The organism is Bacteroides sp. 14(A) (genome assembly GCF_000526555.1).
Classification (GTDB): domain Bacteria; phylum Bacteroidota; class Bacteroidia; order Bacteroidales; family Bacteroidaceae; genus Bacteroides; species Bacteroides cellulosilyticus.
The window spans coordinates 787,286-802,759 of the sequence record NZ_JAGH01000005.1 but is presented as its reverse complement, the minus strand read 5'-3'; the positions used below and the strand labels follow the sequence as shown (position 1 = coordinate 802,759).

Genomic DNA, 15,474 nt, shown 5'->3' with positions numbered 1-15,474 from the left:
CTTATTCGTTTTTAATTACCTCCGCCGGATTCGTTTTTGCTATCCGCAAGATACGGAAAAGTATTGTAAAGCCTGTAATAAAAGTAACAATCAAGAAGATACAGAGCCAGAAAAGCAGACCGCAGTCAAAGAATACCGTATACATTTGTTTCCATAACATCAATACAACATATACAAGCGGGAATGCAACGATGGCACTACACAATAACAAGATAATATAAAGACGGGCAAACAACAGGATAATCTGCGGAACATCTGCCCCATTTACTTTACGGATAGCAACTTCTTTCTGACGTCGTTCTGTATCGAGCGTGATACTGGAGTATACACCTAATAGTGTGATAATAATGCTGATAACAGCAAAGAACAAAATGATGTCCTTCAGATTATACTCAAGAGCCTGCAAAACATGGATATCATCCAGGAATGTTTTAGCCTGATAAGTTATATTTTCTGGAAGCATCTCGCGGTAGACTTTCTCAATCCATCGGGCTACTTCTTTTTGCTGGCCCGGATGACTCTTTATGTAGCAATGACCTATGTAGACTGAAGAATCATAAGGGAGGAAAGCATATCCACTACTTCGGTTATATACATTGGCCTGAAAAGGTGTGGATATTCCACAGATTGTGTAGTCGGTATTACCGCTATACAAGTTCATACCGATTACATCTTTCTTCTGCATCTCCTGCCAGACATTGTCTACCACAATATCTTTTTCCGTTTGAGGAAGTCTTCCTTGTTCTATGGGAATATTCATGAAAGAGAAGAAATTGGCGGGTACAGCCATGACACTAATATCAATCCAGGAGTTCTCATTTCCCTTTTCGGTCGTTAATCCATTGCCCGACATTCCTTGCATATAACCGACATCTGATAACAGAATTTCTTTCACTCCGGCATGTTGTTTAAAACGCTCTATCAACGCCAACTTTTCTTCATTCTTCATAAAGGGATAGTCCAGAGGAATACTAAGAATCTCCGATTTTTCTTTTTGACTTAGCGTATGGATTAAACTATTGGTCGTTTTCTCTGCTTGCAGATATAAAGCAGCTGTCAGGGATACAAATACCCAGCAAATAAAGAACTGGATACCCAGCATAAGGTTACGTCCCCATTGCTTACCTCTACGTTTATTGTTTCCATAAATACCTGTTTGCACGGTAATGCGACGAATACGAATGGAGACAGACAAACATATAAGGACGCAGAGTATGATAAGAAGAACGATATATTGCAGAGCATGTATTAAAAGCGTTTCAGAGGTAAAGGCCATTGCAAAGCCCGGCAAAGAGAAATTCATGTGATTCCCCAATAATTCTATGCCTGATAATACCAGTATGGAGGATATGGATATGACGATCAATGACTGTGTGAATAGTAAACAGAAAAGTTGTTTCCAGTTGCATCCTATCATTTTCATGATACTGTATTCTTTAGTACGATTGAAGAAAGAACCGATAAGGAAATGGAAAAAATTGATCAGCCCTACTAATAATATCAGTGTACCTACAGTTCCGGTAACTAATCCCAGATAGGAAGCACCTTGTTTTTTCAATCTGGCTCCCATACTACTGGCAGTGACAGTGTAAGCTTCGCCATACAAAGTATAAGTATAGCCTCTTTTTGAGAATTGCTTTTCTAAATCGGTACATGTAGTTTGTGGTGATAACAGCACGTAGGTATTTGCTCCCGTCATGTTATGCCGTTTGGGACTTTGCAGAAGTCCTTCACTATCGTTTACGGTCAGCATATCTATGTTTTGCATAAAATCCAAACTATTGTTCAGAGGGATATCTTTCATTACTGCTTGAATGGTGTAGACGATACCTCCTGTTTTCGGGGTGCTTTCAGGAGAAGTATTGAGCCTTCTCATGAGAGTCATGTGTTTGCCGATAGCACTTTCTGCATTACCGAATATTTTAATGGCCATAGATTGGCTCAGGATGACGGAGTTAAGAGACTGACTTGCCATTTTCCAATGTCCTGCTACCATTTCCGGAGTGAAGATTTTATTGTAGCAAGTATCTATTTCAATCGTTTCAAGTTCATAAGGTAGCATCTTTTCCGGAGATAACTCTACATAATAAGGGCGTTCGCGAGGATAGGTTACGGATGAAATGGCTTCCGTTTCTCCCAAAGACCATGTACGCAAATCTTCGGCCAGAGGAACCGGAGAACCGGAAAAATATCTGTCTGCCTTGCCGTCATAGAGATTTAATTCTGCTATGCGATCATGATTAGTAAAACAATGGTCTGTAGTTTCTACAAAGCGACTGCAATATATGCAGACACAGAAGCAGAGCAAACCTACTGCTAATCCGATGATGGAAATGATATTTTGTGTCTTATGCTTACACAAGTTTCTGAATGCTATTTTGAGATAATGGAATATCATGGTATATACATTTTATATTTTATATATTCAAAACTTATGCCAAGTATGTAACTTTCTATTTATTAATGATATACTGGTTTTTGTTATAGAGTATTAGTGTGCTATAGTGCACAAAAATAGTGCATATCCGCACATGAATTCTATACTTACTCGGTCTTTATTATATCCACCGGATTTATTTTTGCAATTTTCAAAATGCGGAATATGACAGTAAGTAAAGTCATGAGAACTATCCCAATAAATATGCAAATCCAGAAGCAGAAACCGTCATCGAAAAAGACAATATACATTTGTTTCCATAATTGCAGTATTGTGTATAGCAGTGGAAATGCAATCACTGCTGTTATTACTAATATCCGGACATACATGCGCAAGAACAGATAAAGTATTTGCCATAGTCCCGCACCATTAACTTTACGGATGGCTACTTCTTTGCATCGGTGTTCAGTATCAAGGGTAATGGCTGAATATACTCCCAGTAAAGTAATGATTACACTTACTATTGCAAAAAATAGGATGATGTTCTTCATTTTCGATTCCAATCCTTGTATTTCTTCCAAATCTTGTTGCAGCGTACTGATTTGTGGGGACAAAGTGTATGGAAGTGCTTCACGGAGCACTTGGGATGCATACTCTTCTACGGCTTTTACTTGAGCTGGCAGGCATTTAATGTAGCAATATTCTATGGATCCTTCCATTTTAAGTGGCAAGAAAGCCATACCCTCACTTCGGAAAAGACTCTCGCTCTGGAAATATACATTGGTTATAAATGAAGATGTAATGCCTTTGACGGTATAGCCACCGTTAAAGTTATACAAGATGTTGCCTAAAATAGGTTTGGGAATCCGTTTTTCTAAAACGTCATCAATTACCATTTCTGTATTGTTTTGCAGATTATTGCCTTTCAACAGAGGAATATTCATGAAATGGAAAAAATTGGGAGCTGCATATATGAAACTACTGTTGATATTAGAATCCCTGTTGTTCTCTTCAGATTGGAATCCGGTAATAGAAATTCCACCGGCATAATTGTTATTTGACAATAATTTCTCTTGCACACCCGAATGTTGTGCTATACGTTCTGTAATGGCAAGTTTCTCTTCATTTTTCATGAAGGTGTAGTTCAGAGGAATACTGAGAATACATTCTTTCTCTTCTTTTGAAAGAGTGCCAAAAAGCGTGGAGGTTGTTTTCTCTGTTTGTAGATAAAGGGATACTGCCAATGTGACGAATATCCAGCAGATGAAAAATTGAATGCACAGCATAGTGTTCCGTATAAAATGTTTGCTCATACGTCTGACATTGCCTTTGATCCCTTCTTGAATAGATATGCGATGGGTATATGCAACAGTCAGTGTACAAATGAGCAAATTCAGTAGAAATATCAGTATAAGATATTCGGAACATTGCTTCATTAGTGATGTTTTGTCTATTTCCAATGTAAATACTACTAACGTAAGATGAAAAAAGGGAGCCAGTAGTTCAATTAAACAAAAAGTAATCAGAAAGGCTAATAAGATAATCAGTGCCGATTGAATGAAAAGCTGTGATAACAGTTGGTAGTTACTGCTTCCTAATACCTTACGGAGACTATATTCGCGGCTACGGTTAAGAAATGAGCCGGTAAGGAAATGGAAAAAATTAAGAAGGCCGATAAGTAAAATTAGTATTCCTAATGCAGTGGTAACACTGATAAAGTAAGGGCTGAAGGTTGCACTATAGGCTCCCTTCCCCAATGCAGTTGCACAAATCGTATTATCAGGGAATGCATCGCTGGATAGATTCAGTTCGCGAAGATGATCCTCCAGTTGTTGTACACTTTTCCCTTTATGCAATAAAGCGAAAGTGGAGCAACCGGTCGTAAACTTTCTACTTTCACTCTGGAACAAACCTTCACTATCATTTAGCACTAATAAATCAATTCTATTGCAAAAATTCAAGCTGTTATTTTGTGGTATATCTTTTATGATTGCCTGGATGGTATAGACAGTGCCACCTGAATTTGGGGTAGCATCTGGTGAACTCATTAGTTTTTGGGTCAGTACCATACGTTTACCGATCGGATCACCATTTTCACCAAAAACCTTGCGTGCGGTGCTTTCCATCATAATAATAGCATTGGGAGTATGGACAGCAACATCCCAGGAACCGGCTATAATCTTCGGAGTGAATACTTGGCGGAAACAAGAATCAATTTCGATAGTTGACATTTCAGTAAATGGATATTCCTTTCCGTCTTTCATTTCTATATTGTATGGACGTGGATCAGCATTAGCGATGTGTGTTAAAATGTCCACTTCATTCAATGGTATATCCTGCAATTGCTCAAAGACCGTAGCAGGAGTTCCGGAGAAGAACTCCCCGTTTGAACTCTTTAAAACAATATCGGCAATATGATCATGATTTTCAAAACATTGGTCAATACTTAGAAAGAAACGACTGCAATACATGCATATACTGAAGCAAAGCAGACACACTGCTAATCCTACGATACTGATAAGATTTTGCGTTTTGTATTTAAGCAAATGACGTATTGCTATTTGAAAATAGTGTTGTAACATTTTTTATGGCGTATTATATATGTATTTATTCACTTTTTATCACTTCTGCCGGATTCTGCCGTGCTGCCTGCCATACCCGCCAGCCAATGCATAACAGAATAAGTAAACCTATCCCACTAAATATAGCCAGATATATCCATGCACTGATTGTTGTTTGTTCTATATAACTTTCCAGCCATTTTTTCATCAAAGCGTATCCTATAGGAAATGCCATCACTGATGCTGCAACGAGTAATATAAAGTACTCTTTTACAAACATAGCAAGTATTTCTTTTACAGACGCTCCATTTACTTTGCGGATGGCTATTTCTTTGCGCCGCTGCTCGCAACTTAGCGTAATGAAAGAGAATATTCCGAAAGCGGCAATGAGTACGCAAATAATTGAGGCAAAGCCAAGCAGCTTCAATAATAACGTTTCGGATTTCAGGAACTTAGAATATTCCTCTTCTATATTGAGAAGAGAATGATATTCATTATTGCCAGTTGAGATTTTGGCATATACATCATCTACTCGCTTTTTAAGATCCTCCCATGTTCCTGCGCGATATTTTATCAATATATCACCATAGTTGGCATCGGAATCGGAACCTCCCAGACCTCCTTTATTGCAGAATAAAGTAGGTGCTGCCGGGATTGTAGGTGCTGTGATATGGAAGTCTTTTACAATTCCGACGATTGTAACTCCTTGGTGAATATTGATTTTCTTACCTATCGGATCATCTAAGCCTAATCTTCTTGCACAAGTCTCGTTGATGATAGCCTTATCCGCATCATCCGGTTTTAGCATTTCACCTTCTATTAGTTTCAGGTTGTAGAAATTGATAAATTCCCTCCCTTCTCTTATGCAGATGATATCTACTCTATCTTCCTTATCCGTGCTTTTCTTTCCTTCCCAGCTGTTTATCCTGTAAGTCAGTGTACTATATCTTGGAAATAAAGGTTCACATCCTTTCAGTGTCTCTACAATACATGGCATCTTATCTATTTCGGCACTGACGGCAGCATAAGATTCCGGAGAAACATATTGTCTTAATACTGCTGTATTCTTTCTTTCCCAACCAATGTCACCATTTGCCAAATGATTGAGTTGTTTCATAAGAATGCTTACGCAAAAGATAAATAAGATACATATTATCAATTGGAATACTATGCTGCATTTACGGAACAGGAATAGGTTGCCGGATTGCCTGTAGTATCGGCGGACAATAAAAGGTATTAATAGGATATAGGATATGAAAAGAATACCTGTAAAGTAGAGGAATGATTCTCCATAAATATTTCCATTAATTTCGGACAGCTCTCTGAATTTCGGAAGCGATAATTCGATAAACGTCATTCCTAAAAGACCGGATAAAAGCAGCACAAATAAATATTCAGTACCAAAAAGTATGAATAAATTCCGAATGGATGAACCACAGACTTTTCTTAATTCAATTTCCCGGTTTCGTGTGCGCATACGGGTGATAAACAAGGAGAGATAGTTGAACAATGCGCAAAGTATAATCATGCCGCTTGCTATGGAGAAAAGTACTAAATAATTGAATTTAAGGGTCAGTTTTTCATTTATGGCAGAGTAATGGTATTGGGTTAATGGAATTATCTTATATTTTTCGAGAGGTTTGGGATACCATTGGTTTCCGGATTCGTAGTTCTTCATTTTTTCCTGAAAAGATGTAGCATCCATTCCTTTACGTAGCCGAACGTAGGTTTGAAATCTATGTACTCCCCATTCGCTTTTTACTTTTTGAAATTGTGATGACATTGCCCATGCGGCAAAATAGAGATTACTATGTCTCTCTACATTTTTCAGAATGGCACAGACTGTCTTAGGTGTATCATCTGTCTCTATCTCTTGTCCCAAAACTTCTGTTGAACCGAATAATGACATAGCAGTCTCCTCTGTTAATGCAATTTTATTATCAGAATAAAGGAATTCCATGCTTCCGGATAATATGGAGGTAGGTTGGAACATCTCTAAAAATGTGGAGTCAGCATACATGCAATTAACTTTTGCCGTTTTCCCCTCTTTGGTTTTCAGCCCTGTTTCTCTTTGGTAAACTGCACATGCGGCTTCTACTTCCGGAAATTCTTGCCGAAGTGTAGTAGCTAACATATATGAACTGTATGTGCTGAATGTTGATTCACTAAAAGTGGCTTCTTGATAAAGTAAATGAGTTCGTTCCACACCTTCGTAGAATTTGTCATACGTTATTTCGTAGTGTATCCACAGATTTGAGAGTGCAAAGCAAGTAAATCCTACTGCCAAACCTATAATACTGATAATACTCTGTATTTTATATTTCAGTATATTACGAAATGCTATCTTGCAATAATGCTGTATCATGTCTTTGATTTTTCTATTATTCACTTTTTATCACTTCTGCCGGATTCTGCCGTGCAGCCTGCCATACGCGCCAACCGATACATGCAAAAATAACGATCATTATGCCACCGAATATAGCAAAATATATCCAGGCACTGATAACTGTCTGTTCTACATAGTTTTCAAGCCAACGCTTCATCAGCACATACCCTACAGGGAATGCGATGACAGATGCTATAATCAGTAAGAGCATATATTCCTTCACAAACATAAGAAGAATATCTTTAATGGCAGCTCCATTCACTTTGCGTACAGCTATTTCTTTGCGCCGTTGTTCACAACTTAGTGTAACAAGAGAGAATATGCCGAAAGCGGCGATCAGCATACAAACAATAGCGATAAAACTCAGTAACTTTATCAGTGCATCTTCTGATTTCAGATAACCGGTATACTCCTCTTCTGTATTATATAACTTATATCGCACTTCCGGATATTCATAAGTGAATATGCTATCTATCCGATTTTTAAGTTCTTTCCATTTACCATCATGAAACTTGATTAGTATTTGTCCTTTCCCTATCGAAAATCCGGAGTTTTTAAGAATATCTTCTGTAATTAGAGTATAAGGCTGTACCGGTTCTGTTGGAGCTGTGATGTGGAAGTCTTTGATTATGCCTGTAATGGTCCATGCTCTATTATCCAGATAAAGCTTCTTTCCAATCGGTTCACTCATTCCAAGTGCTTTTACTGCCGACTCGTTAATCATGATTTTATTAGTTTCTGTTGGTTTTACCATTTCCCCTTCCAGCAGTTGCAGATTGTAGAAAGATACGATCTTTTCACAATTCCACAAACTCAGCATATCTATGCTTTTCATACCATCTTCTTTCCCATCCCAATTTTTGAAGCTTTGTGAAAAACCTGATGACTTGGGCAATAAACAACAATGTCCGGTTATGACCTCTTTTGTGCATGAGAATTGCTTTATCTTATCAGCAATGGTTTCAAAATCTTTATCCGGATATAAAAGATTGATAGAAGCTATATTTTTTCTTTCCCATCCCAGATCCGTATTCGTAAGATAGTAGATTTGCTTCATTATGACTATCATGCAGAATGTGACAAGAATTCCTGTTACTAACTGGAATGTAATGCTTGCTTTACGGAGCATGTATCTGTTTACGGTATTCCGGATGCGTGAGCGTCTGATGACGAATGGTACCAACAGAAGCAATGATAACAAAAGAATCCCAATAAAATAAAGAAGTGATTCTCCATAAATGTTTCCGGATACTCCTGATATCTCTTTAAAAGCAGGTAAAACGATTTCAATCAAAGCCATGCCCAATATTCCTGATGAGAATATGATGTATAGGTATTCTACAATAAACAGAATAAACATCCCTCCAATGGAGGATCCACATACTTTGCGTAATTCTATCTCACGGCTACGCATCTGCATACGGGTAATAAACAAAGAAAGATAATTGAATAATGAGCAAAGAATGACCAATCCGCCAGCTACGGAAAATAGTATCAAATAATATAGCTTGATGGATTTAGTTTGATTAATCGGTGAATAATGATATTGGATGAGTGGTATCAATCGGACGTTTTCAAATACCCGATGAGGATCTCGCGGATCAGCTTTAGCTTCATGTACAGCTAATTTCTTCTGGAAAGCTGCAACATCAGTTCCTTCGTGCAATTTAATAATTATCTCAAAACCTCCATTCCCCCATTCATCCTGCCAGCTGCGGAAGTACTTGCCCTGGCCCCAAGAGCCAAATGAAAGATTGCTGTGATGAAGGTCTGAAAGAAGAGCACAAACTGTTTTAGGATCATCATTGTAGTTTTTTACTTCTTTGCCCAGTACATCCGTGGTGCCAAATAAACGCATTGCGACGTCTTCTGTTAAAGCTATCTTGTCATCTGAATACATAAAGTCCATGTTACCGGATAGAATGGAAATTCCGAACATGTTCATGAAACAAGAGTCCGCCTGCATCTCATGAACTTCTACTGCGGGTTGACCGTCTACTTTTATGTCCGTTGCTTTTGTCCATCTGGTATATGCGCATGCGGCTTCCACTTCAGGAAAGTCGTTTTTCAGCACCGTTGATGCCGGATATGGCATATAAGTGGAATACCCGCTTGTTCCAAATATATTTTCTTTGCAGAGGATGTACATCCGGTCGGCTCCTTCGTGGTAAGCATCATACGTAGTATCATAATGTATCCATAGATTTGCAAGGGCGAAACAAGTAAATCCTACTGCCAGACCTATAATACTGATAATGCTTTGTGTTCTGTATTTCAGTATATTACGAAATGCTATCTTGAAAAAGTGCTGTATCATAGCTATATATTAGTTCACGCATTATTTTACTGATGCCATTCACAAGATTATATATCAAAGTGAATTTCTTTTTTAGATTAAGATTCAAATCTCGTGCCAAAGTTATAACAGATTGTTTTTCAGGTAAATATTTGTTTTAGTAATATTGCTTTAGTGTGCTATACTGCACAAAAATAGTGCATATTCGCACAAATGGTACATTTAAAATCACAAAGAATAGTTATAGGCTCTGACTATAACTTCTTAACTTTTGATGAAGTAATAATCTAGCTGTGAACAGGTGTAGCGTTTTTTCTCTTTTAATAATCGGGAAGATGCTTCTACTTTTCTCTAAAAAACCATGCATTAGATGCACTCATGAATACACTCCTTGATGATGGACTAACTATTGTATATCAGTGTTTTATAGTCTAAAAATAGAAAGAAATATGTGGTGTTAAGGGTTCAAAATAGGGTCAGGGTCACTTATACCCCCAAATTCTGCTCAAATGAATAGAATATTTTAAGTGGGTGTAAAATAAAAGCACTGATATGGCGTCAAATTACCAAGGAATCAGATTTTATAATCCACTCTTTATTACTTTTGCTTCACTTTTCTGTTTTTTGTATCAAACATTTACTCATAAAGAATCGTTCGCATTACAATATTTCGAATCTACGGGAATTTGTTTTTTGCAAAAACCGTCTAAAATCAACTATCTGTATATCAATGCAATATTGACTAGTGGAATTAAAAATCACCTGCAAATGGGGCTATAAGTGACCCTGACCCTATTTTGAACCCTAACAAGCCTTTTATTAGTCTTGGATTTGTTATATTTATTGAATAAAAGCACGTGAGAAATATTATGGTAAGTCAAGGCATAGTCAACCCCTGCCTTAAACGGAACATAAGAAGCAATGTCGTGATGCAAAACTAGCAATATTCCACATTACGAGATTGCTAGTTCTGCATCACGACATTGCTTCTTATAATTTTATACTCCCAAAGGACAAATCGTTTTTATTCTTTAATCACTTCCGCCGGATTCTGCCGTGCTGCCTGCCATACGCGCCAGCTGATACTTATGGTGATAACCATTGCTATCCCTGCAAAAATGAGGATGAACGGTAATGTTCCTATACTTACCTGACGATTGTACGTCTCTATCCAGTGCTTCATAATAGTATAACCGGCAGGGAAAGCTATCAATGAAGATACGATCAATAGCATTGCGTATTCTTTAAAGAAGATGCTCAGGATATTGCTGATGGTAGCCCCATTTACTTTGCGGATAGCTATTTCTTTCCGGCGTTGTTCGCATGTCAATGATACCAATGAATATATGCCGAATATAGATATCAGGATACAAACAATTGCAGAGAATCCCAATAGACTGGATAATGCATCTTCTGATTGCAGATACTTATTATATCGTTCTTCCTCGCTGTCCAGAAATAATTTGCGGTCGGGAAGTTCAGCTTGCTGCATTTCCTCGATGCTACGACGACATTCTTCCCAGGTTCCCGGTTTATACTTGAAGAGGACAAAGCAACGCGACCACATCCACTGTGATTTATTGGTATTGACAAATACAGTATGAGGCAGGTCCTTGGAAGGCGACCTGTACGCACAGTCTTTTATGACTCCGATCACAGTCATAGGTTCCACTTCTTTATTGCAGTAAAAGATGTGTTTGCTGATAGCTTCTTCAGGTGTCCATCCCATAGTGCGTGCTGTCGTTTCCATGATATTAACTTCACGGATATCCGACTTATCCGATATCCATTCTCCTGCTACCAGTTGCATGTTATAGAATTTGAAGAACTCCTCTCCTGCCAGAATCTCATCTATACCCATTGGGTTTTCAGTTGTCCCATTCAATCCGTCCCAGGAATCTACCTCAAAAGCTGAATAAGAACCCATACTGATGAGCGGCCAGTAAACAGGCCGTACAACTTCAGTTACCATGGGTAACGCTTTTATCTTCTCTGCCCATACATTCATGTCCACATTCATCCAGATGCCCAGGGAAGCACGGTTCCGATAATCCATTCCCATATCTACATTACGCAAATGATAAAGTTGCATTTGCATAATGACAGTACAAAGTATAAATGTAAGGCAAACAACAAGCTGTATTACAATGCTTCCCTTACGGCATATATGTCCCATTATACTCATTTGAGTACTATGAAGTGTATTCTGCAATGAGTGACGGCGGAATAGGTAAACAGAACATAGCGCCACTATAAAAGCCAATACTGACATACCTGCGACGTATAATATGCAATTCCCATAAATGGATATATCTGTATCGACAATCATGGAATATTGCAAGAACCAGGGTTTTAGTAATTCCACGAAGAACATCCCTAAGAGTGAAGCCAATAGAATAGTAAATAGAAAGTCCGTACTAAGTAATGCCAATAACGAACGTTCGGATGCTCCATTCACTTTGCGTAGTGCCATTTCCCGTTTACGCGAGCGAAAACAGTCGATATAAATCGTTAAATAGTTGATTAATGCGCACAGAATGATAAGCACTCCTGTGATGGAGAAATAAACAATGTAACGGAACCGTACTATTTGTTCGTTTCCACGAATAAATTCATCCGCATAACGCAGTGAGGTAATGGGCTCCAGATAGAAACGTGTATATCCGGTTACACCATAGCTGTTCTTTTTGAGTTCATCCGGAAAGTGCTGATTCATTTTTTCTAAAAGTACATCCACATTTGTTCCGGGCTTTATTTTTATCAGCATCCTGTAATTGGCGTTATCCCATGAAGTATCATTATTGGTACGCCCCATAAAAGCATATTTAAAGTTAGAATGCTCTCCCCAATCGCTGACAATGGCGCTTATGCGATACTCGTACCGACGGTTATTGTCTGTTATGGTCTCTCCAATCACTCTGGTAGTACCGAACAAGTCTTGAGCAGCTTTTTCTGTAATGGCTATCCCGCTCTTTTCCGGTGAGGTGGATAAAAAGAATTGGTTGTCACCCTCCAGAACTTTTATATCCATCATACGGATGAAAGTTGTATCAGGCATTAACATCGGATATTCCGTAATCTGTTTCCCATTTTTAATGAATAGAGTATTCTGACCTGATGCACAGAAATCTTCTATTTCAGTGTAAGTCGTTTTTAAATGATTCCCCAACGCGTAGGGCACAAAGTCAGAGTAGTGCCCTCCAAAGTGGCAATCGTCCATTCGTACCAAATAAATGCGTTCTGCATCCTTATGGAAATCATCATAAGTCATTTCATATTGCACCCAGAATGTAGACAGTGCAAAACATGCCAGACCGATTGCCAGTCCGATGATACTGATGATACTTTGCGTTCTGTACTTCAACAGATTCCGATATGCTATTTTTAAATAATGGTGTATCATAACTAACCTCTTTATTCTGCTTTCATGATTGTTGCCGGATTGATGCGGGTTGCTTTATTCACCTGCCAGAACAATGTTCCCAACGAAATGCCTGCCACCACTAATATAGCAATCAGGTAGATGAATATACTAACAGGAGCTTTCACTATAAAATCCCGTGTATAGATGTATATCAGATAATAAGATAAAGGTATGGTCAGCAATGCTGCACCGGTTATCACCCATATATACTTGCGGAATAGAACGGAATACAGGTTTTTCAATTGTGCCCCATTCACTTTGCGGATGGCTATCTCGCGGTAGCGTTGGCGGATGTCGAATAAGGAAAGTCCGAATAATCCCAATGCCGAGACAAAAATAGAGATGGTGGCAAACAATGTAAACACGGTTGCTACACGGCGGTCGTCGTCATACAGGGCCTGAACATCTTCTTTCAGCCAGTGATAGTCGAACTCTTCCGCATGAAAAATCTCCTCTCTTGTGTCTTGCAAATATTTGATAAGTTCCTTTTCCTTACCGGCCTTACAGGCTATTTGGAATTGTGCTCCACCGTAACCGGGTGTCACGATGTATACCACGGGTTTCTTTCCGGCTGTAAGATGGCCGGTATAGTAATCTTTGATGACAGTTCCTACAGGCATCAAAGACAGGCCGCCTTCTACTATTTTTCCGTCCATTGAGGAAGTAATCCAGAGTGCCTGTTCTCCTCTTACGAATGCTTCTTCCTGCTTCGTATAACCGAATGCTTTCAAAGCTGCCTCATTCATGACAACTACATTCTCTGAATAATCCTTTGCCTCCACTTTCCCCGGCAATGTACCTTGTACTGCTTGCAGTTCATACAGCTTGAAGAAATCCGCCGGTATATACATCACCATCATATTTAGCTTCACGTCTTTATCATTAATAAGTGTCGTACTGCCTCCGCTACTGAGGATGCCACTTTGCGAGGGATCGCCACAGAACCACCGTTCTATGAAAGGACATTCATCCAGCTTTTGCCGGATGGTAGTCGTATTCTGCCAGCGCTGTTTTCTTTCGGCTTCACTTTCACCTCCCCAGCTCTTGGGGGTAGGAATCAGATTAGCATAAAGTATACCTTCCGTATTGAATCCCGGAGGGGTGTTTTGCAGGAAACGGAGGTGGCTGCTGAAGTACAGAGAGAGGACTATCAGCAAAAGAGTGATGCTATACTGGATAAACAGGAAAACCGTACGTGTAGCGACAGAATGCCGTGAACTTCCGATGGAACGTATGGACACGATGGGTGGCAGATAATTGTATTTGATAAAAGGATATACAGTAGTGAGTAGTGGCAAAAGCACCAGCACACCGAGCGACAGTTGCCAGTCGAAAGCCGTATAAGGTACATCGCTGCCCAGCAACCTGCTGGCATATCCCGAAAATATTTCGATAAAGAACCAGGCCAGCAGCAGCGAGATGACGATCATCAACATATTTTCCGTCCATAACTGGAGAAAGAGTGCACGTCCACGGATGCCGAATACTTTCTTGATACCATACTCCTTGGAACGTTTCAGCATAAAAACCAGATAGATGTTGACGAAGTTTAGTATGCCTGCCAGCAATAATAACAGGCATACTCCCATAAGTACCAGAATGTGCGAACGACTGCTGTAATGCCACATATTCGGTTGATCGGCCATGGCAGCCAATCCCTTATTCCAGTAGAGTTGACTGACAGGAATAAAGTCGTAACTCACCATATATCCCCATTCTGTTTGTCGCTTCACATGGCTGATAGCATTAATGGCATCTACATCTACTCCGGGCATAAAACGCAGGATTTCTATATACATTTTGCTCCACTCTCTTCTGGTTTTCAGTTCCAGATTTATCAGTATATCAAATGTTAGCGAAGATTTGCATGCCGGTTCTTCCAATATACCACAGATCGTCAAGAGCTTGCCTCCGGAGTATCCCATCGTTTGTCCTATAGGATTCTTATCTCCGAACACACGTTTGGCAAACTGACGGGTAATGAGTACTTCTTCAGGCGCTTCTATGTGTTTACCTTTCAATGGGTAGTGAAAGAAGTGCAAGAATGCTGTGTCTGCTACCAATGCTTGGACGGTATAAGGTTTCTCATCGATGGTTACATTGTCATTGTCCAGTGTGATGAAGTAACTTCTCTTTTCTATGGCTTCGGGAGCGTAGTAAGCCGTATCCGCACCACTGTCTTTATTCACACTGCCAGGGAATACATTGCCATCAATTTCCCGTAGCGGGATAAAAGTCCTTTCAGCATGGGTGCAGTGCGTGTTCACTTGCAACTCACGGTGAATGTAGCGTACTAATATGATGGTACATGCCAGGCTGAGTGCCAGACCAATGACATTAATGATCGTATATGACTTGGAGCGTATCAGGAAGCGCCAGGCGTATTTGAGTGTTTTCATATTTCAGTCTTTCTATATTTTAGTTATATTT

At 39.2% G+C, this 15,474-nt stretch carries 6 protein-coding genes; all 6 read right to left on the bottom strand.

The window, feature by feature from the left end; all coding sequences use genetic code 11:
• Position 1: 1 nt before the first annotated feature.
• The 6 genes from K429_RS0126230 to K429_RS0126205 all read right to left on the bottom strand — a co-directional run bounded on the left by K429_RS0126230 (position 2) and on the right by K429_RS0126205 (position 15,443).
• Positions 2 to 2,398, bottom strand: a complete 2,397-nt coding sequence (locus K429_RS0126230) for an ABC transporter permease (protein WP_029328693.1) — start codon at positions 2,396 to 2,398, stop codon at positions 2 to 4.
• A 146-nt stretch (positions 2,399 to 2,544) separates the two neighbouring features.
• Entirely contained in the window at positions 2,545 to 4,959 is a 2,415-nt protein-coding gene (locus K429_RS0126225; RefSeq protein ID WP_029328692.1) for an ABC transporter permease, read from the bottom strand.
• A 25-nt stretch (positions 4,960 to 4,984) separates the two neighbouring features.
• Positions 4,985 to 7,303, bottom strand: coding sequence for an ABC transporter permease (locus K429_RS0126220; protein WP_029328691.1), 2,319 nt, complete (start codon positions 7,301 to 7,303; stop codon positions 4,985 to 4,987).
• 16 nt (positions 7,304 to 7,319) lie between these two features.
• Positions 7,320 to 9,641: an ABC transporter permease gene (locus tag K429_RS0126215; protein ID WP_029328690.1), complete on the bottom strand. Its 2,322-nt coding sequence runs from the start codon at positions 9,639 to 9,641 to the stop codon at positions 7,320 to 7,322.
• 1,003 nt (positions 9,642 to 10,644) lie between these two features.
• Entirely contained in the window at positions 10,645 to 13,023 is a 2,379-nt protein-coding gene (locus tag K429_RS0126210) for an ABC transporter permease (RefSeq protein ID WP_029328689.1), read from the bottom strand.
• An 11-nt stretch (positions 13,024 to 13,034) separates the two neighbouring features.
• Entirely contained in the window at positions 13,035 to 15,443 is a 2,409-nt protein-coding gene (locus tag K429_RS0126205) for an ABC transporter permease (RefSeq protein ID WP_029328688.1), read from the bottom strand.
• Between the last annotated feature and the right edge of the window lie 31 nt (positions 15,444 to 15,474).